The organism is Streptodolium elevatio (assembly GCF_053592165.1).
The window spans coordinates 202253-225220 of the sequence record NZ_JBSFVE010000005.1; the positions used below are offsets into that span (position 1 = coordinate 202253).

The following is a 22968-nucleotide window of genomic DNA, read 5'->3' on the forward strand; positions in this document are numbered from 1 at the left end:
CGCGATCAGCTGCCCCAAATGAGAGTGATGGGCAACTGTTACACATTCGTCGGCTGACCTACGTGTCACCCACACATAGACCCGCGAAGGTGGCCCGACGTCCAGGCCGGATACGGAGGCCGGACGGCGGCGCCGACGGGCGTGCGGTACGACGACAGGGAGATGTACATATGCGGATGGGCGCGCGGACGGCTCGCAACCGAATGATGCTGGGCATCGCGAGTGCGGGACTGCTCCTGACCGTCGCCGCATGCTCCGGTACGGGCGGCTCAGCCACGTCGCACGGCGACCCTGGTGCGGTGGTGAGCGGGGGAGGCCAGACGTCTGGCGGCCAGGCGTCCGGTGTGCAGGGGACCCGCGGTCAGGTGCCCGGCGGCAACAGCGCCGCCGCCCCGGGAGCGGGTGCCGGCACGGGCAACGGCGCGAGCACCGGCACGGGGGCGAGCACCGACCAGGGCACACACCCGGGCACGACCCCCACATCAACCCCGGGCACGACCCCTGCGACAACCCCGGGCACACCCCCCGGAACCAGCCCGGGCGCGGACCCGGGCCGGAACCCCGGGACAGACCCGGGTTCCGACGGGGGCACCGACGCCAAGAAGGCGCCCCGCTTCGCCCCGGGTGGCGTGGACCCCTCGATATCCCGCGAAGCCGAGTCGGGGACCGGGACCGGCGGCAAGACGATAGCCCTGACCATCGACGACGGCCCCGACCCGCGTTACACACCGCAGATGCTCGACATCCTCAAGCAGCACAACGCCAAGGCCACGTTCTGCATGCTGGGCCCGGCCGCCAAGGCCCATCCCGACCTGGTCAAGCGCGTCGTCGCCGAAGGCCACCGGCTCTGCAACCACTCGATGAGCCACAACGTGCGGCAGAGCGACCGCTCGGCGGACTACAACCGGCACGAGATCACCGAGGCCGACCGCCTCATCCGCGAGGCCGCGGGGCCCGGGGCGAAGGTCTGGTACTACCGGGCTCCGGGCGGCGACTTCACGCCGTGGATCCGCGAGATGGCCGTCGAGAACGGCCTGCGCCCGCTGGGCTGGAACGTCGATCCAGGGGACTGGAAGCGGGAGGGCGCCGACAAGATCCTGGCGAGCCTCGAGCAGCAGATCAGGCCGGGGCGGGTCGTCCTCGTGCACGACGGCGGCGGTGACCGTTCGCAGTCCGTGACGGCGCTGACGGGGCTGCTGGAACGTCTCGACGCGGAGGGGTACACGTACAGCTTCCCGAAGAGCTGACGTCCCGGCCGCGACGACGCGACCGACGCGGGGGCAAAGCGGGCGCGTCCGGTGGGTGGGGCCACCGGACGCGCCGGAACACGCCTTCGGTCCGCTTCCTCGGCCGCGGACGGGACCCCGACCGCCGCCCGGCGGTCCGGACCGACCAGCGCGCTCGTCACACGAGGATCACCGTTTTGCCCCGCGCCTTCCCCGCCCGGCTGCGCGCCACCGCGTCGGGCGCGTCCGCGAGCGGCACCTGCGCGCCGAGCCGTACCGTCGCGCGCCCGGCGTCGACCTCGGCCGCCAGCCGCGCCAACAACTCAGCGGACGGCGACACGACGAAGTTGACCCCCTCGACCCCGCGCCGTGCCAAGGCATCGGGATCGGCCGCACCGATCGTGCTGACCGCCACGCCGCCGTCGGCCACGAGTTCCGCGTACGCCGCGAACCGCTCGGGATCAGACGCCAGGTCAATCAGTGCGTCGACCCCCTCGGGATACGCCTCGCGCAACTCGTCGACCGGCAGCCCGCTCCGCGCGTCGACGGTGTCCGCCGCGCCCAACTCGCCCATCTCGTGCTCGCCCACGCCGCGCGTGACCGCGACTACGCGTACGTCGTGCGCCGCGGCAAGCTGCGTCACGAACGACCCGACCCCGCCGGCCGCGCCGACCAGGAGCAAAGTCTGCCCCGCGACGAGCCCGGCCGCGTCCAGCATGGACATGGCGGTCAGTCCGGCGGTCGGGAGCGCGGCGGCCAGTGGGAGGGGCAGCGATTCGGGCGCGGCCGCCAGCACACCGTCCTCGGCGGCGATGACGTACTCGGCGTAGGTGCCGTACGCCCCCACCGGCACGCGCTTGGGCTGCCCGAACACCGGGTCGCCCTCGGCGAACCGCGTCACCCCCGGCCCGAGCGCCGCGACCTTGCCGGCGAAGTCGACGCCGTAGATCAGCGGATACACCGCCTCGTCGGCCGTCTCGCCGCGCCGTGCCCGGTCCGCGAGCTTCCAGTCGAGCGGGTTCAGCCCCGCCGCGACCACCTTGATGAGCACCTCGCCCGGCCCGGGCTCGGGAACGGGCAGCCGCATGAGCTCGGGCTCGCCCGCGGGCTTCGCGACGGCAACCGCGCGCACTGTGTCCTCCAGACCGGAGGCCGTAACGAGTCGGCCCCCTGGCCCATGGTCACCGCGCGCGGAGGCATCGGCAACGGGAGAAAGCCGTACGGGTGAGGAGCCTGACTGGGCGTCACCAACTTCCTCGCGATACAGGTTCGCGCCGAGGGCGGGGCCGCGGTGCGAACTGGTGCTGCTGGCGTCGCCAGTGTTGCCGGAACGGGGAAGCCACCCCCCGGGTGGTCGGTCTGCCCTGGCGTTCAGGTCTTGGCCCGGGGTGGGAGGGTGTTCGGGCTTGCGGCTTCTCGTGTCAGCGGAAGGTCGGTGGAGGTGCCCAGGCGAGGGCGCGCTCGCGTTCGCGGAGCAGGGCTTCCTCCGTGCCGTCGCCGGCGTCGTAGAGGGCGAGTGACGCCGCGAGCGCCGCGCGGTCGGTGTTGGCGGCTGCGCGGGCGGACTCCCTTACCCGGTCCGCGAGTTCGGTGTGCGGGACCACCTGGTTGACCAGGCCCGCACGCAGTGCCTCGGCGGCCGGGACGCGGCGTCCTGTCGCGGTCATCTCCTTGGCCAGGCGTACGCCCACCGCACGCGGCAGCAGCGCCGACAGCCCCCAACGCGGCAGCACACCGAGCCGGGCGTGTGTGTCGGCGAAGAACGACTGCTCTGACGCCATGATCCAGTCGCAGCTGAGCGCCAGTTCCAGGCCACCCGACACGCACGCGCCGTTGACCGCGCCGATCACCGGCTTGCGGACGGCCCGCAGGGCGGCGCCCGGGTTGGTCGGGGGCAGTGCGGCACCGAGAGCCGCGATCTCCTTGATGTCCGCCCCGGCGCAGAAGACGGGGTCGACGGCGGCCAAGACCACGACCGCCACGTCGTCGTCCGCGTCCACCTGCGCGCACACCCGTTCGATCTGCTGCCGCATCGCCAGCGTGAGCGCGTTCTTCGCCTCGGGGCGCGCGATCGTGAGGGTCAGGACGCCGTCGTCGAGATCGGTGCGGAGGAGGTCGCCGTCGCTCCCGCTCGTGCCGGTCACCGGCCACCGTCCAGCCGTGCGTTGTCCCAGCTCAGCAGGCGGCCGTCGGGGCGGATCCGGAGGAGTGCGCGGGCCGCGTCGTACCGGGCGCGGGCGCTCTCGGGCATGTCGGGGCGCGGCGTACGGAAGTCCCGGTACTTCGCCTCGAACAGGGCGTCGACCCGCGCCCAGTCCGGCGCCGGCTCCAGGACCGCCCGCCCGGTGAACTGGACCGCCCGCAGCTCCGACCACTTCAGCCCGGACTCGACCAGGAACGACACCCGGTCGTCACGCCGCGCCCGGCGGAACTTGTACGTCGACGCCGCCCCCGCGATCCACACCTCGCGCCCGTCGACCACGAACCACACCGGCAGCGACACCGGGAAGCCGTCCGCCCGCAGCGACGTGAACACCCCCGTGTGCGACGACGCGAGGACGTCCCACGCCTCGTCGTCGGACAGCCTTACGCCCATCGCTCCTCCTCGCCCACGGTGGCCCGGGCCCACGGCACAACAGCCCACGAGCGCCCCGGCCCCTGAATCTGACGGTCTGTCAGCGGAGCGTAGGCGGGATGGGCCGCCTTCTCAATGAGTGATCATCAGCGCGCCCGCCCGCTGCCCCCGATGGCGCAATCTGTGGGGTCATCGACGTGGACGACGCCAGGCACACACGGAAAGCTGGGCACGTGGCCCAACGCACTGTCGTCTTCCTGACCTACTCCGGCCTCCAGTCCCTGGACCTGGCCGGTCCCTTCGAGGTGATGGCCCATATCCCGGAGTACCGCTGCCTGGTCGCCGCACGGCACGCGGGCCCGGTCGTGTCGGAGAGCGGGCTGCCGATCCACGCGGCGTACGGCATCGACGACATCGACCCCGCCGACGTCGACACGCTCGTCGTGGTCGGCGGCGGAGGCGTCGACGCGGCGAGCCGCGACCCGGAACTCGTGGCCTGGGTACGCCAGGTCGCCGGGCACGCGCGACGGACCACATCCGTGTGCAGCGGCGTCTTCCTGCTGGCCGCGGCCGGCGTGCTGACCGGACGCACCGTCACGACGCACTGGAGCCGCGTCGCGCAGTTCCGGCAGGACCACCCGGACATCGCACTCGATCCCGACCCGATCTTCATCCACGACGGGCCCGTCTGGACGTCCGCGGGCGTCACGTCCGGCATGGACCTCGCGCTCGCGCTGGTCGAGGACGACCTCGGCCGGGCACTCGCCCACCGCGTCGCCCAGCACCTTGTGCTCTACCTGCGCAGGCCCGGCAGCCAGTCGCAGTTCAGCGCACCCCTGTGGGCGGTGCGCCCCGCCACCGACCCCATCCGCGCCGCCACCGAGGCGGTCACCACCGACCCGGCCGCCCGCCACACGGTCGACACACTCGCCGAGCGCGCCGGGCTCAGCACCCGCCACTTCCAACGGCGCTTCACCGCCGAGTGCGGCGTCCCGCCGACCGTGTACGTGGAACAGGTCCGCGTCGAAGCCGCCCGCCGCGCCCTCGCGGAAGGCGACGATCCCGTCGACGCCGTCGCGCGGCGCTGCGGCTTCGGCACCGCCGAGACCCTGCGCCGCACCTTCCACCGCCGCGTCGGCGTATCGCCGTCCGACTACCGCGACCGATTCCGGAGCACGAAAGGCCGACCATGACTACGTACGGACTGCTGCTGTTCGAAGGTGCCGAGGAACTGGACTTCGTCGGCCCCTGGGAGGTCTTCACGGTCTCCGCCATGCTGCGCGCGAGCCAGGAACCCGCCACGCAGGACCGCGTCGTCGCCGTCGCAGAGTCCCTCGACCCGGTCCGCGCCGCCAAGGGCCTGCGCATCCTCCCCGACGCCACGACGGCCGACCACCCGCCGCTCGACGTCCTGCTCGTCCCCGGCGGCCAGGGTACCCGGCGCGAGGTCGAGAACCGCTCCCTCCTCGACTGGATCGCCAAGACCTCCGCCGCGGCCGAGTGGACGACCGGCGTCTGCACCGGCTCCCTGCTCCTGCACGAGGCCGGCCCGGCAAAGGGCCGCCGGGTCGCCACGCACTGGAGCTTCGAGGACACCCTTGAGGCCCGCGGTGACATCACCGTGGTGCGCGACGCGCGCTACGTGGTCGACGGCACCCTGGTGACCTCGCAGGGTGTGTCGGCAGGCATCGACATGGCGCTGTGGCTCATCGGACGCCTGCACGGGCGCGACCACGCCCGGACCGTACGCCGCTACATCCAGTACGAGCCCGCCCCGCCCTACCTCGCCGACGAACCCGTGGTGTGACCGGGGTTCAGATGTCGTCGCGGGTGCCGCCGACGACGTAGGCCATACCGACACCGCCGGGGGCGGTCTCGACGAAGCCGAACTTCTCGTAGAGGTACTTCGCGTCGCCGTCCGCGATCAGCGCGACGTGCGCGGACTGCGGTGCGCGGCGGCCCAGTTCATCACTGATCGCCTGCATGATGCGCTTGCCGAGGCCGCGCCCCTGGTGGTCGGGAAGCACACAGATGTCCACGACGAGGAAGAAGAGCCCGCCGTCCCCGATCACGCGCCCCATGCCGATCGGTGCGCCGTCGTGGAAGACCGTCACCGCGTACCACGAGTTGGGCAGCCCGAGTTCGGACGCCTCCCGCGTCTTGGCGCTCAGCCCGGAGCCCGGCCGGAGCATGCGGTACGTCTCCACCGACGGCGTCTCGTCCCGGAACTCGTACGTCGCGCCGCCCACCCGCACGACATTTCCCGAAGCATGGTCCATCCGCCGGAGTCTAGAGCCCGTCCGGAGCCGGTCCCAGCCCCGGGCCCCAAGCCTGGCCTGGAGTCCGGACCCCAGGCCAGGCTTGGGGCCCGGACCTCGGACCGCCGGGTGCACACCTCACCCCGCCAAGCGAGCCCGTCGTTCCGCGGCCCGCCGCTCGGCCTCCCGCGCGGCGGGCGACGTCGCCAGGTAGTCGATCGCCTTCTGCGTCGACGCCTCGCCCTCCGGGTGGTACGACGGCTTCAGGTAGCGCGGGATCGAGAACACCAAGTCGACGAAACTCGGCGCCCGTCCCTGCCGGGCCGCGCGCGTCATGTCGCGGAGCCGGTAGCGGCGGTCCGGGATGGTCGGGTCGTGCCGTATCAAATAGCTCGCACCCACGTGCCACAGCCACAAGATGGTCGGGGCGGTGAAGAGCATCCCTTCCACGCGCCGTGGATACCGCCCCCACGTGCCCCCCAGGTGCTGGTACAGGTCGAACGCCACCGACCGGTGTTCGACCTCTTCGGCCCCGTGCCAACGCAGCAGGTCCAGCATCACCGGGTCCGCACCGATGTGGTCGAGTTCCTCGGCCTCCAGCACCCATTTGCCCAGCAGCGCGGTGAAGTGCTCGATCGCGGCGATGAGCGACAGACGGAAGCGCAGCCACTCGGCCTTGGGCATCGGGATGTACGGCTTGTCGCCGAGGAATTCGAAGAAGAACCAGTCCAACTTCCGTGTGTAGCCGGACGCGTCGATGCCCTGCGTCCGCAGGTGGTCCAGGACGGCCGCGTGCGAGTACGAGTGCACCGACTCCTGGCCCATGAACCCCCGTACGTCCTCCCGGAGTTTGTCGTCCGTGACGAGCGGCAGTGCCTCCTTGTAGACCTGGACGAACCACTTCTCGCCCGCGGGTAGAAGCAGGTGCAGCACGTTGATCAGATGGGTGGTCGGCGCATCGCCCGGGATCCAGTGCACCGGCGTGTGCTCCCAGTCGAACGCCACCCGGCGCGGCCGAATCGGCGTGTCAGTAGCCGAGATTGCCGTCGTCGCCGCACCCACGGACCCCGCCGACCTGGCCGGACCCACCAGCCCCACGGGAGGAGAGGAGGCGCTGAGCCCGTCCGAAGGAATCGTGTTCATCTGTGCTGACTCCTCACTGCCGCTTGCCAGTCGGCCGGTCATTTGGGCAGGTCGATGCGGGCCAGCGCACGCAGCACACGCGGTGTGAAGCGCGACGCGGCCCGGGCGGCACGGGCCTCGGGCGTGACCGGCCGTACGGCGGTGTTCTCGGCGACCGCTCGCAGGATCGCGTCGGCCACCTTCTCGGGCGGGTAGCCGCGGCGCTTGTACGCCTTCGTGGTCTTCTCGCGCAGTGTCCGCTCCTGCTCGGCGCTCGTGCCCACGAACCGGGTGGCCCCCGTGATCCCGGTCGCCACGAACCCCGGGCAGACCGCGGTGACGCCGATGCCGTACGCGGCGAACTCCGCCCGCAGGCACTCGCTGAGCATCAGCACGGCGGCCTTGGAAGTCGAGTACGCGGGCAGTGACTTCGAGGGCTGGAACGCCGCGGCGGACGCCGTGTTCACGATGTGCCCGCCCTGCCCGCGCTCGACCATCATCGCCCCGAACAAACGGCACCCGTGGATGACGCCCCACAGATTGACGTCGAGCGTGCGCTTCCAGTCCTCGGGGGTGGTCTCCAGGAACGAACCCGCGATGCCGATACCGGCGTTGTTGACGACCAGGTCGGGAACCCCGTGCGAGGCCTGGACCTTGCCCGCCAACTGCTCCATCGCCGCCGCATCCGAGACGTCCACGGTCTCCGCGAACGCCTCGGCAGCTCCCAGCACTTCGGCCAGATCGGCGGTGCGCGCCACGGCGGCACCGTCGCGGTCGACGAGCACCAGCCGTGCGCCGGCCTCGGCGAGCGACAGCGCCGTCGACCGGCCGATGCCGCTCCCCGCGCCCGTGATCACCGCGAGCTGGCCGGCGAAGCGACGGCGGTTGTCCTCGGCCCGACGCGCCCTGCGCCCCCGCGGGCGGGACCCGGACGCCGACGCCGCGGATGAGTCCACTCCGGCAACCGGCATGCCCGCCTCCGTCATCCCCGCAGCCCGGCCGTCAGTCACACCACCCGCGCGCTCCACACCGTCCACGAACTCCCCGATCCAGCGCGCCAAAAGGTCCGGCCTGGTACGCGGCACCCAGTGCCCGCCCGACACCTGGCGGCGCGTCAGGTCCGGTGCGAAGCGGTCGAGTTCGTCGTAGATCCGCTTTGCGAGGTACCGCTCCCGGTCGGGCACGACCAACTGCACCGGCATCCGGGCGATCGCGTCCCGGCGCGGACTCGCCATGCGCCGCCGGACGTTCGCGCGGTACAGCTTGGCGCCGAACACCCCGTCCTCGGACAACGACGGCTCGGGGGCGCCGAGCGTCTTCTCGGCCCTGGCCATGATCGAGGGCCAGCGCTTGCCCAGCACACCGCGCCACGCGAGGTCGGGGGCGACCGGCACGTGCAGCGCGTACACGTACCAGGACCGGAACCCCTGCTCGATGTTCCGCGAAATCCGCCCGGGTGTCGGGCGGGTCAGCCCCTCCCGGGTCACCAGGCCCAGGTGGTCGAGGCTCGGCCCGGAGATCGTCGTGAACGAGGCGACGCGACGCGCGACGCGCGGCGTCGTGACGAACTCCCAGCTCTGCACCGACCCCCAGTCGTGCCCCACCAGGTGCACGCGGCCCTCCGGCGCGACGGCGTCGAGGACGCGCTCGAAGTCGTCGGTGAGACGGTGGAGTGCGTACGCGGACGTCGCGTCGGGGCGGCTGGACTCGCCGGCCCCGCGTACGTCGTACGCCACCACCCGGTACCGGTCGGCGAGACGCGCCGCGACGTGGGACCACACCTCTTTGGTGTCCGGGTACCCGTGCACGAGAACAACGGTCGGGCCGTCGGCGGCTCCGGCCTCGACGGCGGCGAGGCGTACGCCCTCCGGCGACGTGACCTCGAAGCGGCGGGCTCCCGGCAGGTCGTACAGCGAGGTCACACCGACTCCTTCGATGCCGCGCCCGATGCCGGGCCCAGAGCCGAATTCGGGCCCAGAGCCGAATTCGGGCCCAGAGCCGAATCCGGGCCCGACGCCGACCCCGCGGCCGAACTGAAGGCCGAGGCAAACCCCGGCGCGGTCCCGGTGGCCGCGGTCCCCGCCAATCCGCGGTCCGCCCAGCGGTGCACGTGCGGCAGGTCGTCGTCGAGCCAGTACGCGTGCCCGTCGTCCTCGACGACGAGAAGCTCCTCGAACTTCGCGCCCACGCCCCGGAATCCGACGTGCGGCTCGACCGCCCACAGCCCGGGTGTCGCCGGGTGGTCGGACATCTTGCGGTGGTTCCACAGCGGCGACCAGCCCTCGCGGTGGCCGCGTAGGCCGTCGTGCAGCAGCCCCCGCAGCGCGCGCATTCCGAAGCCGAACGCGTGCGGCCGCAGCCGGGCGTCGGCCACCTTGTCGACGCGATGCGCGATCACCCCGAACGGATACGCGCGATGCCGGTTCTCGTATCCCTGACGGGCCATCAAGGCATCGACGTCCAGGTAGATCTGCCGCAGCGTCCGACCGGCCTGCACGGCCTCCAGAATGAACGCGCGGTGCGCCGCGAGGTCGTCGAGCAAACGGTCCACGACGCGGTTCGGCCCGAGCGAGGTCGTGTAGCCGATGTCGGCGGTGTACCCGTCGTACACCGGGGCGACGTCGAGGATGAACGGCATGCCCTCGGTCAGCCTGCGGTCGGTCGCGAAGAACTGGTGTGGCACCTTGAAGCCGGTGAACGCGGTGCGGTCGCCGAACCAGGCGAACGGCAGGTGCAGCCAGTCGCGTACGCCGTGCGCCACGAGCCACTGCCGCATCATCGCCGTGGCCTCGCGCTCGGTCGTGCCGGGGCGCAGGCGCGCCGCGACGGCCTCGGCGCAGTCGTAGGCCAGGCGTTGCGCCGCGCGGAAGCCGTCGAGGTCCGCACCGGTCAGGCCGGCCGCGCCGACTTCGCCGGATGCTCCCGGCAAACCGAACTTGTCGGCTATATCAGGCATATCAGCTACTCCGGTCACACCGGTCGATCCGGTGGATGCGTCCGTAAGCGGGGTCGCCATGCCGACCGCCTTTCGGAGAGGTGAACCGTGCGGGAGCGGAGCGCGAAGCGCGCGATCCGCCGGGCGGAGGGCCCGGGCAGAAGGTGTTACCGGGGGTAACATACCCGGAGAGCGAGGGGGACGGAACCCCCCGTGTCACGACACGTGCCGTGCGACACGCCGAACACAACCACTGGTGGTTCGCGTCGGGGGTACCCACTAGATATATGCTCCTGATCGCAGCTGGTTCACCTGCTCCGCGCTGTCGGAGCAAGTGGCGAAAAGGTGCTGATGTCCCGTCAGGTGGCATTGGTCCTTTGAAGAGGGAACCCGGGTGCGCGCACCCGCGACATGTCGCGGCGCGTGTACGTCAAGCCGGGACTGCCCCCGCAGCGGTGAGCGGGAACGACCGCCGTCACCAAGCACTCCGGCCCCCCGGCCGGGGGAAGCGACGGCCACTAGGAACTCCGCGGTCCGGCACGCCCCCAGCGTGCCGGTGCCCGGCATGCCCGCGAGTCCGAAGACCTGCCGGTTGCCCGTGTCCGCCCCCCTGTCAGGCGGCGCACGGTGGTCACCGCATTTCGAGCTCGCGAGGAGAGAGCCCGTGACCGTCATGGACAGCGCGATTTCGCGCGCCCATAACAAGCCGGTTTCCCCCGGTATGTCCGCATCTGAGGCCAACGCTGCCGCGGGCACTCCCGCGGGCATTTCCGCAGGAAACCCGGCGGACACGTCCGCGGGGACCCCTGCGAACACCGCGGCGGACAGCCCCGAGGCGATCGCCGCCGTCATCCGGGCCCTCGCCGACGACCTCCCCGACGTCGATCCCGAACGCGTCGCCACCCGGGCCCTCGCCGGACTCCACGCCGGCGCCACGGACATCGAACGCGACGCGCTCGTGGTGCGCACCGCCGCAGAACTCATCGCGGAGGAGCCCGAGTACTCCCGGCTCGCCGCCCGCCTGCTGGCCCGCACCATCGACACCGAGGTCGGCACCCACGGGATCACCGGCTTCAGCTCCGGCATCGCGCTCGGCCACGCGGAAGGCCTCGTCGGCGACGAGACGGCCGCATTCGTCGCCGCGCACGCCGCCGAACTCGACGCCGCGGTCGACCCCGCCGCCGACCGCCGGTTCGAGTACTTCGGCCTGCGCACCGTCTACGACCGCTACTTGCTCCGTCACCCGGTCAACCGCGCGGTCGTCGAAACACCCCAGCACTTCCTGCTGCGCGTCGCCTGCGGCCTGTCCAAGACCGCGCCCGAGGCCGTCGGCTTCTACCGCCTCATGTCCTCCCTCGCGTACCTGCCCAGCTCGCCGACGCTCTTCAACTCCGGTACGCGGCACACCCAGATGTCCTCCTGCTACCTGCTCGACTCGCCGCAGGACGACATCGAGTCCATCTACGACATGTACGGCCGCATCGCGCGCCTCTCCAAGTTCGCCGGGGGCATCGGCGTCGCCTGGTCGCGCGTACGCTCGCGCGGCGCTCTCATCCGCGGCACCAACGGCCACTCCAACGGCATCGTCCCGTGGCTCAACACGCTCGACGCCTCCGTCCAGGCGGTCAACCAGGGCGGCAAGCGCCGCGGCGCGGCGTGCGTGTACCTGGAGCCGTGGCACCCGGACGTCCTGGAGTTCCTGGAACTGCGCGACAACACCGGCGAGGACGCGCGGCGCACGCACAACCTCAACCTCGCGAACTGGATCCCCGACCTGTTCATGCGGCGCGTCGACGCCGACGGGGTGTGGTCGCTGTTCGACCCCGACGAGGTGCCCGAGCTGCCCGACCTGTGGGGCGCGGAGTTCGACGCGGCCTACGAACAGGCCGAGCGCGACGGGCGGTTCGTACGCCAGATGCCGGCCCGCGAGCTGTACGCCCGCATGATGCGCACCCTCGCGCAGACCGGCAACGGCTGGATGACCTTCAAGGACGCGTCCAACCGCACCTGCAACCAGGCCGCCGAGCCCGGCAACGTCGTCCACCTCTCCAACCTGTGCACCGAGATCCTCGAGGTCACCAGCGACGGGGAGACCGCGGTGTGCAACCTCGGCTCCGTGCAGCTAGGCGCGCACGTCACCGACGCCGGCATCGACTGGGACAAGCTGCGGGCCACCGTGCGCACCGCCGTCACCTTCCTCGACCGCGTCATCGACATCAACTACTACCCGACCGGCCAGGCCGCCGCCTCGAACCCGCGCTGGCGTCCCGTCGGCCTGGGCGTCATGGGGCTCCAGGACGTCTTCTTCACGCTGCGCCTGCCCTTCGACTCGGCCGAGGCCCGCGAACTGTCCACCCGGATCGCCGAAGAGATCTACCTGACGGCCCTGGAAGCCTCGTGCGACCTGGCCGAGGAGGCCGGACCGCACCCTGCCTACCAGGAGACGCACGCGGCTCGCGGCCGCCTGCAGCCCGACCTGTGGGACGGCGTCACCCCGACGCAGACCAAGCGCTGGGACACTTTGCGCGACCGCGTCGCGTCCCACGGCCTGCGCAACTCCCTGCTGATCGCGATCGCGCCGACCGCCACCATCGCCTCGATCGCCGGCGCGTACGAGTGCATCGAGCCCCAAATCTCCAACCTCTTCAAGCGCGAGACGCTCTCGGGCGAGTTCCTCCAGGTCAACACCTACCTGGTGCGAGAACTCAAGCGTCGCGGGCTGTGGACCGCGGCCATCCGCGAGCGCATCAAGCGCGCCGAGGGGTCGGTCCAGGACCTGACGGAACTCCCGGACGACGTACGCCTGCTGTACCGCACCTCGTGGGAGCTGCCGCAGCGCGCGCTGATCGACCTGGCGGCGGCGCGCTCGCCGTACATCGACCAGTCGCAGTCGCTGAACCTGTTCATGGCCGACCCGACCATCGGCAAGCTCTCGTCGATGTACCGGTACGCCTGGTCGACCGGCCTGAAGACGACGTACTACCTGCGCTCGCGCCCCGCGACGCGCATCCAGCAGGCGACCGTCGCGACCGCCGCCCCCGCCGTCGCGGACGAAGAGGTCATCGCCTGCTCCCTGGAGAACCCCGAGGCCTGCGAGGCATGCCAGTGACGACCGTCCACGAGCCCGAGCCCGAGGCCGCGCGAGCGGCGTCGGCCGACCTGCCCGCCCCGGCTGCGCCGACCGCCTCGCCCGCCTTGGGCGCGCACGCCGCGCAGGCGGGGCCCGCCCCGGACCGGGCGCGGCTTCTCGACGCCGGTATGAGCCTCACCCTGCGGCCGATGCGCTACCCGGACTTCTACGAGAAGTACCGGGCGGCGATCCGCAACACCTGGACCGTCGAGGAGGTCGACCTCCACTCCGACCTGGCCGACCTGGCCAAGCTGGGGCCGGCCGAACGCCACCTCGTCCAGCGCCTCGTGGCCTTCTTCGCCACCGGCGACACGATCGTGGCGAACAACCTGGTGCTCAACCTGTACCGGCACATCAACGCCCCCGAGGCGCGGCTGTACCTGTCGCGCCAGCTGTTCGAGGAGGCCGTGCACGTCCAGTTCTACCTGACGCTGCTGGACACGTACCTGCCTGATCCGGACGAGCGGGCCAAGGCGTTCGCGGCCGTCGAACACATCCCGTCGATCCGCCGGAAGGCGGAGTTCTGCTTCCGCTGGATCGACTCCGCGATGGGGCTCCGACGGCTGACGAACCGCGACGAGCGCCGGCAGTTCCTGCTCAACCTGATCTGCTTCGCGGCGTGCATCGAGGGACTGTTCTTCTACGGCGCCTTCGCGTACGTCTACTTCCTGCGCTCGCGCGGCCTGCTCAACGGCCTTGCCTCGGGCACCAACTGGGTTTTCCGCGACGAGTCCGCGCACATGGACTTCGCGTTCCAGGTGGTCGAGACCGTGCGCGACGAGGAACCGGACCTGTTCGACGACGAACTCGCCCACGACGTGCGTCGGATGCTCGCCGAGGCGGTCGAGGCGGAGACGGCGTTCGCGGAGGACCTGCTGGGCGGGGGAGTCGCGGGCATGACGGTCGCGGACATGCGCACGTACCTCCGGCACGTCGCGGACCGCAGGCTCGCGCAGCTCGGGATGGAGCCGATGTACGGCGCCGCAAACCCGTTCGCGTTCATGGAACTCCAGGACGTGCAGGAGCTGGCGAACTTCTTCGAGCGGCGCGTGTCCGCGTACCAGGTCGCCGTCACCGGCACGGTCTCCTTCGACGAGGACTTCTGACGAGGATTGCTGACGTGAAGAGGATTTGTGACAGGATTCCTGACCCGGACTTCTGACGCGGACCTTCGCGAGGACCGGTGATCCGGGGGCGGCGCCACGGCGCGCGCCCCCGATCGGTTTTCGGCCCAGGCCGCGACTTCAGACGGACAAGGCGTCCGGCTCGATCCCCAGCCGCGCACCCAGTTCCCGCAGCCCTAGGTCCGTCACCGCGAGTGCGCGCTGCGTCCCGATGCGCGTGCACCAGCCGGCCTCGAACGCGTGTGCGCACAACGCCGCGCCGGAGATCCCGGACAGGTGCGGCCTGCGTTCGGTCCAGTCGAGGCACGGCCGGGCCAGCGGCCGGCGACCGCGCGGCGCACCCGCGAGGTCCACGCCCAACTCGGCGAACCACCGCAGCCCCTGGTCGGTGAGCGCGAACCCGGTCTCCTGGGCGAGCAGCCCGCGCTCGGTCATCGCGTCCGTGATGGCGATGCCGAGGCGTCCCGCGAGATCGTCGTAACACGTGCGCGCCCGCGCGAGGGCGGTGCTCGCGGAACGGGCCCGCAGCGACGACGCGGTGCCGGCCGGCGGCCCCGCGAAGGCCGCCAGATCCTCGATCAGTTGCGCGGTCGCGGGGTCCGCGATCCGCAGGTACCGGTGGCGCCCCTGCCGCTCCTCGGCGAGCAACCCGCCCGCGACCAGCTGCGACAGGTGCTCGCTGGCGGTCGACGGGGCCACACCCGCGTGCCGGGCCAGTTCGCCGCCGGTCCAGGCCCGCCCGTCGAGCAACGCGAGGCACATCGTCGCGCGCGTCTCGTCCGCGAGCAGCGCCGTCAAGGCGGAGAGCCGTGACGCGGAATGATCTGTGCGGGTCATGGCCCCCAGCATGCCGCAGGCAAAGTTCGGCGTGCGCCGAAACGATCCGCGCCTAGCGTCGGCGGCATGACGAGCACTCAGGCAGCCGCAGTCGGAGACACCCTGGTCACCGGCCACGCCGCGGTACGCGCCGCCCTCGCCGACCCGCGCCTCGCGGTGCCACCCGTCGGACCCGCCACCGCCGCCGACCGCGAGCACCGCACGACCGCATGGCTGCGTGCCGAGGCCGCCCGCTTCGCCGACGGCGAGCCCCACACCCGCCGCCGCGCGCTCCTGGCCGACTGCCTGGCCGGCATCGCGCCGGACGCCCTGGGTGCCGCTGCCCGTACGACCACCGCGGCGATCCTCGGGCGACGCGCCGAACCCGTCGACGTCATGGCCGAACTCGCCCGCCGCGTTCCGGTGCGCGTGGTCGCTGCGGCGCTGGGGGCCGGGAAATCCGACCTGGACAGCTTGGTGGCCGCGATTCTGAGCATCGCCCCCGCCTACCAGCCGGGCGCGCCGGACCATGCGATGTGCCGCGCCGACGAAGGCGTCGCCCGGGCGGCCACGATCCTGGGCCCAGGCACAGGCCCAAGCCCAGACCCAGGCGACGGCGCCGGCGACGACGAGCGCACTGCCAACCTCGTCGCCGTCCTCGTGCAGACCTGCGACGCGACCGTCGGCCTCATCGGGAACACGGCCGTCGCGGCGCTCCCCGCCGGGCCGCGGGTTGCCGACGCGAAGGGCACGGAGGGCGCGAAGAGCGCCGAACGCTCGGAGCGTCCCGCGTACCCGGGCGTCCCGGTCGCCGCGCTCGTGCACGAGACCCTGCGCCTCGACCCGCCGGTACGCGGCACTCGGCGCCGCACCACCGCACCCGTGCCGGAACTCGGCCTGCCGGAAGGGGCCTCGGTCTTCCTCGACTTCGCGGGAGCGAACCGCGACCCGGACGCTTTCCCCGACCCCGACACCTTCGACCCGACGCGCGGCTCCACCGCGCACCTCACCTTCGGCCACGGCCTGCACGCGTGTCCGGGCCGCGATCATGCCCTGGCCATCGCCTGCGGCGTACTCGAAGCGCTGTCGGCCGACGGCAGGCGCCGGGTCGACACGCCGGTCGCGTACGAAGCCCACCCGGTGCTGCGGATTCCGGCGAGTCTGTTCGTCGAGCCCCGCTGAGCCGTCCGCCCCCGCGCAGAACGTCACCCACGACAGACAGGATCACGCGATGCCGACCCCCGAGACCACCGAACGCGGCGACCGCTACGAGGCGTTCCGTGCCCTGCACCAGGGCTCACGGCCGCTGCTGCTGCCCAATGCGTGGGACCACGCGTCGGCGTCGGCACTCGTCGCCCGGGGATTCACCGCCATCGCCACCACCAGCCTCGGCGTGGCCTCCGCCCTCGGCAAGCCCGACGGCCAGGGCGGTGGCATGCGGGACGACACCGTCGCGCTGGCCCGCCGGATCACCCGATTGGCCGCGCTGGTCACCGTCGATGCGGAAGGCGGCTTCAGCGACGACCCCGACGAGGTGGCCGCGCTCGCCGCCGAACTCGCGGCCGCCGGCGTGGTCGGCATGAACCTGGAGGACGGCAGGTCGGACGGCACTCTTGCCGACCTCGGCTTCCAGCGCGCGGCGATCAGCGCGGTCAAGGCGGCCGTGCCCGACATGTTCGTCAACGCGCGTACCGACGCGTTCTGGCTCGTTAGGCCGGACGGCAAGCCGCTCGACGAGGCCCTGCGCCGGTGCGCCGCGTACGTCGAGGCAGGCGCGGACGGGGTGTTCGTCCCGGGGCTGGACGACGACGCGGAGATCAGCGCGGTGGTGGGCGAGGTCGCCGCGCCTGTGAACCTGCTTTTCAACCCGGCCCGCCACACGTACGGCCGCCTCGCTGACCTCGGCGTCGCCCGCATCAGTTGCGGGTCGCTGCTCTTCCGCACGGCGCTGCACAGCGCGGTGGAGCTGGCATGGTCCATCGCCGGGGACACGTACGACGCGGGGCGGGCCGCCGCGGGGGTGCCGAGCTACGCCGAGACGCAGGCACTCGCGGACCCTTTCGCCGAACCGACCGCCGACTGAGGAACCGCCGGTCGAGGTCGCCCGTGCTTCCGGCCCGTACCGCGCCGGGCGCTCACTTGCGGGCGAACGTCCGCAACCCGCCGTCCGGGGTCCACAGCCGGATGGCCAGGCCGTCGCGGGCCTGGTTCAGCGTCGTCAGGACCACGTCCGTCAGCTCGGCCCGGAACAGGTGCGACGGCCCTTCCGGCGCTTCGCCGGTCCACGCCCGGTAGACCGCCGCGACTGCCTCGGGGTCGGTGACCTCCACGGCCCGCCCGGACAGCTTCGCGTCGCCGCGCCAGGAGTCGCTGTCGGCGTCCCCGGTGCCCGCGTGCAACGCGAACCGCGGGTCACGCAGCAGGTCGAGCGCCTTCAGCGCGCCGGGCATGCTGCCGAACCACAGGTCGCCGTCGACGAACCCGGCCTCGCTGCCGCTGATGCGCGGCGAACCGTCCTTGCGCAGCGTCGCGAGCGTCTTGTGCGTGTAGGCGTCGAACGCCTTGCGGACCTCGTCCGCGAACTCCGCCTCGTTCTCGACCACATCGGTCCAACGCGCCATGCCGCGATCCTCGTCCTTCCGCCACGACCGACCTCTCCGTGGCCATCCACGCTACGCCCGCACCCGGACAGCGCGCGGGAACTGCACAGGCGTTTCGCTTGCCGCGCGCACCCGGTTGGTCTAGGTTCCCTCGGCCGGATCCACCGGCCGGACTCATCGGCCGGTGCCACGATTCCACGCGTACGGGAGGCCTCGATGAGCACCAACAGCGGGCAGGTCGGCAGGCTGCACGGCAGGGTCGCGCTGGTGACCGGCGGCGCGTCCGGTCTCGGCCTGGCCTGCGTCGAGCGGTTCACCGCAGAGGGAGCCACGGTGGTCGGCCTCGACCTCGGCACGCCCGACGGGGAATTCCCGGGCAAGGGCGGCCTGGTGGCGGCGGACGTACGCGACGAGGAGGCGGTCGCCGCGGCCGTCGCCGCGGTCGAGGCCGAGCACGGGCGTCTGGACATCCTCGTCAACTCGGCCGGGGTCTCCGGCGGGGGAGTGGTGCACGCCCTGGACGCGGCCGAGTGGGACCGCATCGTCGACGTCAACCTCAAGGGCACGTTCCTGGTCGCCAAGCACGCGCTGCGCCTGATGATCGGGCAGCAGTCCGGCAGCATCATCAACATCGCCAGCGTCGAGGGACTCCAGGGCACCGAGGGCGGCAGCGCCTACAACGCCTCGAAGGGCGGCGTGGTGACCCTGACCCGCAACATGGCCATCGACTACGGCCGTGCGGGGATCCGGGTCAACGCGATCTGCCCGGGGTTCATCGACACACCGATGTTCCAGGCCGTGATGGGGTCGGGCAACATGACGCAGTACCGCGAGGAGTACCGCGAACTGCACATGCTCGGCCGCTTCGGCCGCCCCGACGAGATCGCCGCGGCGGCGCTGTTCCTGGCGTCCGACGACGCGTCGTTCGTGACCGGGCAGGCCATCGCCGTCGACGGCGGTTTCCTCGCCGGGACCCGGACCGGGCTGAGCGACCTCATCGCGGGCGCGCTCGGGATCACGCGCTGAGCCCCGGACCGGGTGGTCCCCCCGTCCGGGACCCGGCGGGATGTGACGGCCCGAGAGCCAACGAGAGCCCGCGAACCGGGACGGCACGCGTGATCGCGGGCCGTCCCGGGCCGCTCACTCCCACGGCCAACCGGCGTCGCCGCCCTTGCTCAGGACCTCCATCAGCGTGAAGAGCTTGTCGCTGAAGCCGCCGATCTCGTACCGGTTGCGCGTGCCGCTCGCGATCACCGCGGGTGCGTAGCCGGTCGTGTTGACGCCGAACATCGGTACGTTCGCCGGGATCGCGTCGGACACCGACACACCGGCCGCACCCGAGCCCGCGTACCGGAACGCCTGCATGTCCGACACCAGCACGACGCGGTCGTGCCCCTTGTACGTCGCCTTCAGCGCCGCGACGGTCTCGGTGCCGTGGCCGACCTCACCGTTCCGCCCGCAGAACGCCTCGATGTCGCGCAGCGCCGAACCGCCGCGCGTGATCCGGTGCGTGAAGTGCCGGTCCGCGAACCCGACGAGGTCCACCTCGGCCCCGCGGTGGGCCAGCGCGATGCCGAACAGCGCACCGATGTCCGCGTGCGTGACCTTCGACTTCGCCGAGACATACGACGACATGCTGCCCGAGGTGTCGACGAGCACGAGCGTACGGCCGGGCAGCGCGGGCACGTTCGCCGTCGACGCGGCCAGCGCCTGGTCCAGCGCGTGCCCCCACCGCAGCGACGGCGCCGCACGGTACGCCGACAGGAACCGGTACGGGAACAGCCGCGACGACGCGATGGTCGCCGGGTCCGCGATACGCCGCGCCACATCCTGCGCGACCTCGTCCGACAGCCCCGCCTCGTCGAAGTTGCGCAGGTTGCGGATCAGCGCCATGACGCCCATCGACGGCACGATCGCCTCCCACAGCCGCGCCTTGTCGAGCCGCGAGCCGGCCAGCGAGAGCACGTCCTCCCAGGTCATCCCGGCCGCCCGCAGGCGGTCGGCGGCCAACAGGACCGACGGGTCCTCGGCCGCCTCCGCGCGCAGCGCCCGGTTCGCCGCGACGACGCGCAGACGCTCCGGAACGTTCTCGTCGCGCCCGTGGCGCCGGTCGATCGCGTGCCTGAACAGCTCGCCCTGCCACGGCTTGTCGGCCGCCGGCGAGGCGTGCGTCAACTCCAGCACGTCGGCGAAGCGGAAGCCCTTGCCCGCGGTGTCGTACTTCAGCAGCGCACGCTCGGTGAACAGCCGGGCGGCCGCGTCCGCGACGCCGCGCTTGACCGGCTTCGGCAGCGAACGGCCGTGCGTCGCGGTCCAGTACGCCAGCATCTCGCCGGGCTCGTCCGGGCGCCGCAGCGCCGCGTCGACGATCGCCCGGTTCTCGCCGTGCAGGCCGAGCGTCAGGCGCGCGAACACCGCCTCGGCGGCCGCGACCAGCGACGCCGAGCGCATGCCGGCGGCGTCCCGCAGCCAGCCGATGAAGCCGCGCATCCACGCCGGGTCCTCGGCGGCCACGTCGTGTACGAGGTCGCGGAACCGGCGGTCGCGGGCGTCGGCGGACTCGTAGAACGCGGCCTCGCCGACCATGTTGGTGAGTGCGAACAGCAGGAGCTCGCCGCGCGGCTCGCGCACGTACGCGGCGCCGCCCTCGAACGTCGTGGTGGTCGGCGTGCGCGTGGTGGTGCGGACCGGACCGACCGCGACGGCGCGCTGTGTACGGCTGTTGAACTTGGACATGCCGAAATCCCCCCGTGGGACCGTGGATTGGGGGGAGGAGGCGTGAGGGGGTGCCCGAGATCGAAGCGGCTTCGGCACACGTGCTCTACCAATTGAGCTACCGCCGAGCTTGCGCCGGCGACCGGGAATCGAACCCGGAACCTCGCGATTATGAGTCGAAGTAACCGATGCCTGCGCACCGGGCACCCCACGCCTGTCCTCCCGAGATCAAAAGCGGGACCGGAGATTTTCGTGGAAGGAAGTATCCGGACCCTTCGCACCGGGAGGTGCGTTGTTCACGTGCCTCACAGTAGGCGGAATCGCTTGCCCGTCACCAGGTATTTTCCCGGGCGTGGGACTAGCGTGGGGCACGGGAGGAGGTCTCGGCATGGCGACTGCGACCACGAACGGCCCGAAAACCCGTGTTGCGCTCGACGGGGTTCCGGAGACGCTGCTGTGGACCCTGTACCACCGGGCGATGGAGGCGAGGCGTCCCGACGCGGTGCTCGACGACCCGATGGGCGTCGAATTGCTGGACGGTATCGACTATCCCTTCGAACGGCGGTTCGGCAAGGCCGACATGGGCAGCGCGCAGGGCCAGGCACTCCGGGCGCGCACCTTCGACGAGCAGATCCGCGAGTTCCTCGGCAGACACCCGGACGGCACGGTGGTCGCCCTCGGCGAAGGGCTGGAGACGCAGTTCTGGCGCGTCGACAACGGCCTCCTCACCTGGCTGTCGGTCGACCTCCCCGAAATAGTCGAGCTACGGGCGCGCCTGCTCCCGCAGGAGACCCGCGTGCATCCCATCGCCGGCTCGGCGCTCGACGAGGCGTGGATGGACCAGGTGGCCCCGGCGCGCGGCGTGATCGTCACCGCGCAGGGCCTGCTGATGTACCTGCAACCGTCCGACGTACGCGCGCTCATCGCCCGGTGCGCCGAGCGGTTCCCGAACGGCTCGCTGATTCTGGACGCGGTGCCGCGCTGGTTCAGCGCCCAGACGGTCAAGGGCCGGGTGAAGACGCGCGAGGGGTACGTCGCGCCGCCGATGCCCTGGGGCATGGACGCTTCCGAGCGCTGGAAGCTGCACGGCGCGCACCCGAACATCGTGGAGATCAGCGACCTCGCGCTGGTCCCCGGGCGGGGATTTTTCTACACCCGGGTGGCGCCGCACGCACACCTGATCCCGGTGGTGCGCAATCGGCGCCCGTCGATCACGGTGGTGAAGTTCGGACCGGGGACGGCGGAAGGGACGCAGGGGGCGGACGCCCGTCCGGGCGCCGGGCAGGCGGCGGACGCCTCGACGGTTCCGGACGGCCCGAACCCCTAGAACAGCCCCGGAGTGCCGAACACCCGGACGCGCGAGCGGGCGCGCCCGGGGGCCGGGAAGTCCGATGGGGGTTCGGGACGTCCGGCATTCAGGGCGTCCGGCAGGGGCTCGGCAGGGGTCGGTAGGGCGCCGATCGGCCGGGTCAGGTCCTGTCGGGTCACTCGGCCCTGTCGTGCCGCTCGGTTCCGTCGGGCCACTCGGTCCGGTCAGGCCAGGCCGACCGGGCCCGGGCCGTCCGAGGGGCTGTCGCCGGTCGACGGTCCGTGCTCGCGCTCGTGGGCGTCGAGGGCCGCAAGCAGCCGCGACACCTCGTCGTGCGAAGCGCCCTGGCGCTGCTCGGCGTAGTAGGCGGCGCCGAGCTGCTTGTAGAGGTCGCCCTGCGCACGGTTGGCCTGGAACTCGTCGGCCTTCTGCTTGCCGGTGGCCATGGTTTCCTTGGCCTTTTCCTTCGCCTTGTCCAGGAACCCGCTCATGACGCCGCCTTTCCTCGTGCCGTCAAGCCTCAACGCACATCTGGTACCCGCTGATCACGGAAGGCAACGTTCCGGTTATATGAATTTCCGGCCGCGGGTCAGTCGTCCGACGGCTCCTCGCGCAAGGCGGCGACGACGGCGTCCATGACGGCCCTCCAGTGCTCGCGCTGCCGCTCTCGCTCGCGGCCGTCCGCCAGCCACTCCTGGTGGAAGCGCAGCATCGTCTTCTCGCCGGAAGCGCGGATCGCCACCTGCACGGTCGTGTCGTGGTCCCAGCCGGCCGGCCGCCAGGTGAGCCGCACCCGGTCCATCTCCCGCCAACTGCGCAACTCGCCTTCGGTGCCGTCGTCGGTGCGGTACGGCGTCCCCTTCTCGCGCCCGAGTTCGGCGCCGGGGCCCAGCCACACCGCGAGGCCGTCGTCGTCGGTCAGGAACTCCCAGACCACGGACGCCGGGTAGGGGAGGGTCTTGGAGACGCCGATCTCGTAGCCGACGTCCTGGGTCTTGCCGACTTCGCGGGTCATGCCGTCGCTCCTCGCATCGCAGTGATTGTCCGCAACAGTGCATTCCGCAACAGTGCATTCAACAACGGTGAACTCCGCAACAGTGCATCCTGCAGCGCGGTCCGCTCGGACGATCATGCCCGCCATACCTGACACCCTCTGTC

At 71.8% G+C, this 22968-nt stretch carries 20 protein-coding genes, 1 tRNA gene, 1 pseudogene and 1 riboswitch; of the genes and pseudogenes, 9 read left to right on the top strand and 13 right to left on the bottom strand.

Annotation, left to right across the window (positions count from 1 at the left end; translation table 11 throughout):
• The first annotated feature begins 170 nt into the window (after positions 1–170).
• Entirely contained in the window at positions 171–1247 is a 1077-nt protein-coding gene (locus ACWD12_RS12565) for a polysaccharide deacetylase family protein (protein ID WP_450099523.1), read from the top strand.
• 157 nt (positions 1248–1404) lie between these two features.
• Here ACWD12_RS12565 and ACWD12_RS12570 read toward each other — a convergent pair whose 3' ends face one another.
• From ACWD12_RS12570 to ACWD12_RS12580, 3 genes are all read right to left on the bottom strand, one after another.
• Positions 1405–2358, bottom strand: coding sequence for an NADP-dependent oxidoreductase (locus tag ACWD12_RS12570; RefSeq protein WP_450099524.1), 954 nt, complete (start codon positions 2356–2358; stop codon positions 1405–1407).
• Between the two features lie 289 nt (positions 2359–2647).
• Positions 2648–3370 carry an enoyl-CoA hydratase-related protein gene (locus tag ACWD12_RS12575; protein ID WP_450099525.1) on the bottom strand — a complete coding sequence of 241 codons (723 nt, stop codon included), beginning with the start codon at positions 3368–3370 and terminating at the stop codon, positions 2648–2650.
• Positions 3367–3822: a pyridoxamine 5'-phosphate oxidase family protein gene (locus ACWD12_RS12580; protein WP_450099526.1), complete on the bottom strand. Its 456-nt coding sequence runs from the start codon at positions 3820–3822 to the stop codon at positions 3367–3369. The genes ACWD12_RS12575 and ACWD12_RS12580 overlap by 4 nt, the downstream gene beginning before the upstream one ends.
• Positions 3823–4034: 212 nt before the next feature.
• On the opposite strand from ACWD12_RS12580, the gene ACWD12_RS12585 reads away from it, so the two are divergent.
• Positions 4035–4994 carry a GlxA family transcriptional regulator gene (locus tag ACWD12_RS12585; protein ID WP_358357803.1) on the top strand — a complete coding sequence of 320 codons (960 nt, stop codon included), beginning with the start codon at positions 4035–4037 and terminating at the stop codon, positions 4992–4994.
• Positions 4991–5608 carry a DJ-1/PfpI family protein gene (locus ACWD12_RS12590; protein WP_450099527.1) on the top strand — a complete coding sequence of 206 codons (618 nt, stop codon included), beginning with the start codon at positions 4991–4993 and terminating at the stop codon, positions 5606–5608. The genes ACWD12_RS12585 and ACWD12_RS12590 overlap by 4 nt, the downstream gene beginning before the upstream one ends.
• A gap of 7 nt (positions 5609–5615) precedes the next feature.
• Here ACWD12_RS12590 and ACWD12_RS12595 read toward each other — a convergent pair whose 3' ends face one another.
• The 4 genes and pseudogenes from ACWD12_RS12595 to ACWD12_RS12610 all read right to left on the bottom strand — a co-directional run.
• Positions 5616–6080, bottom strand: coding sequence for a GNAT family N-acetyltransferase (locus ACWD12_RS12595; RefSeq protein ID WP_435839112.1), 465 nt, complete (start codon positions 6078–6080; stop codon positions 5616–5618).
• Positions 6081–6197: 117 nt separating this feature from the next.
• Positions 6198–7202: a metal-dependent hydrolase gene (locus tag ACWD12_RS12600; RefSeq protein WP_450099528.1), complete on the bottom strand. Its 1005-nt coding sequence runs from the start codon at positions 7200–7202 to the stop codon at positions 6198–6200.
• Positions 7203–7240: 38 nt separating this feature from the next.
• On the bottom strand, positions 7241–9103 hold the full coding sequence (locus ACWD12_RS12605; RefSeq protein WP_450099529.1) for an SDR family oxidoreductase: 1863 nt from the start codon (positions 9101–9103) through the stop codon (positions 7241–7243).
• Positions 9104–9267: 164 nt separating this feature from the next.
• Positions 9268–10137: pseudogene (locus ACWD12_RS12610) on the bottom strand (M24 family metallopeptidase); the annotation flags it as partial.
• A gap of 318 nt (positions 10138–10455) precedes the next feature.
• Positions 10456–10723, top strand: a riboswitch (cobalamin riboswitch).
• Positions 10724–10837: 114 nt separating this feature from the next.
• Between ACWD12_RS12610 and ACWD12_RS12615 the strand changes: the two are divergent.
• Both ACWD12_RS12615 and ACWD12_RS12620 read left to right on the top strand, forming a co-directional pair.
• A complete protein-coding gene (locus ACWD12_RS12615; RefSeq protein ID WP_450099648.1) occupies positions 10838–13225 on the top strand; it encodes a ribonucleoside-diphosphate reductase subunit alpha in 2388 nt (795 codons plus the stop codon).
• A gap of 149 nt (positions 13226–13374) precedes the next feature.
• On the top strand, positions 13375–14352 hold the full coding sequence (locus ACWD12_RS12620; RefSeq protein WP_450099649.1) for a ribonucleotide-diphosphate reductase subunit beta: 978 nt from the start codon (positions 13375–13377) through the stop codon (positions 14350–14352).
• Positions 14353–14490: 138 nt separating this feature from the next.
• Here the strand turns inward: ACWD12_RS12620 and ACWD12_RS12625 are convergent, their stop codons facing one another.
• Complete coding sequence (locus ACWD12_RS12625; RefSeq protein ID WP_450099530.1) at positions 14491–15207, bottom strand: ArsR/SmtB family transcription factor; 717 nt, start codon at positions 15205–15207, stop codon at positions 14491–14493.
• Between the two features lie 66 nt (positions 15208–15273).
• Between ACWD12_RS12625 and ACWD12_RS12630 the strand changes: the two genes are divergently transcribed.
• On the top strand, positions 15274–16368 hold the full coding sequence (locus ACWD12_RS12630; RefSeq protein ID WP_450099531.1) for a cytochrome P450: 1095 nt from the start codon (positions 15274–15276) through the stop codon (positions 16366–16368).
• A gap of 49 nt (positions 16369–16417) precedes the next feature.
• On the top strand, positions 16418–17269 hold the full coding sequence (locus ACWD12_RS12635; RefSeq protein WP_450099532.1) for an isocitrate lyase/PEP mutase family protein: 852 nt from the start codon (positions 16418–16420) through the stop codon (positions 17267–17269).
• A gap of 52 nt (positions 17270–17321) precedes the next feature.
• Here ACWD12_RS12635 and ACWD12_RS12640 read toward each other — a convergent pair whose 3' ends face one another.
• Positions 17322–17807, bottom strand: coding sequence for a pyridoxamine 5'-phosphate oxidase family protein (locus ACWD12_RS12640; protein WP_450099533.1), 486 nt, complete (start codon positions 17805–17807; stop codon positions 17322–17324).
• Between the two features lie 195 nt (positions 17808–18002).
• Between ACWD12_RS12640 and ACWD12_RS12645 the strand changes: the two genes are divergently transcribed.
• On the top strand, positions 18003–18812 hold the full coding sequence (locus tag ACWD12_RS12645) for an SDR family NAD(P)-dependent oxidoreductase (protein WP_450099534.1): 810 nt from the start codon (positions 18003–18005) through the stop codon (positions 18810–18812).
• A gap of 114 nt (positions 18813–18926) precedes the next feature.
• On the opposite strand, the gene ACWD12_RS12650 is transcribed toward ACWD12_RS12645, so the two are convergent.
• Complete coding sequence (locus ACWD12_RS12650; protein ID WP_450099535.1) at positions 18927–20522, bottom strand: TROVE domain-containing protein; 1596 nt, start codon at positions 20520–20522, stop codon at positions 18927–18929.
• A 112-nt stretch (positions 20523–20634) separates the two neighbouring features.
• Positions 20635–20706, bottom strand: a tRNA-Ser gene (locus ACWD12_RS12655).
• 183 nt (positions 20707–20889) lie between these two features.
• Between ACWD12_RS12655 and ACWD12_RS12660 the strand changes: the two genes are divergently transcribed.
• Complete coding sequence (locus tag ACWD12_RS12660; RefSeq protein WP_450099536.1) at positions 20890–21828, top strand: class I SAM-dependent methyltransferase; 939 nt, start codon at positions 20890–20892, stop codon at positions 21826–21828.
• Positions 21829–22034: 206 nt separating this feature from the next.
• Here ACWD12_RS12660 and ACWD12_RS12665 read toward each other — a convergent pair whose 3' ends face one another.
• Together ACWD12_RS12665 and ACWD12_RS12670 are read right to left on the bottom strand one after the other, a co-directional pair.
• The gene (locus ACWD12_RS12665) at positions 22035–22301 is read right to left on the bottom strand and encodes a hypothetical protein (protein ID WP_358357776.1); all 267 of its coding nucleotides are present in this window, start codon (positions 22299–22301) and stop codon (positions 22035–22037) included.
• Between the two features lie 98 nt (positions 22302–22399).
• Entirely contained in the window at positions 22400–22825 is a 426-nt protein-coding gene (locus ACWD12_RS12670) for an SRPBCC family protein (RefSeq protein ID WP_450099537.1), read from the bottom strand.
• Between the last annotated feature and the right edge of the window lie 143 nt (positions 22826–22968).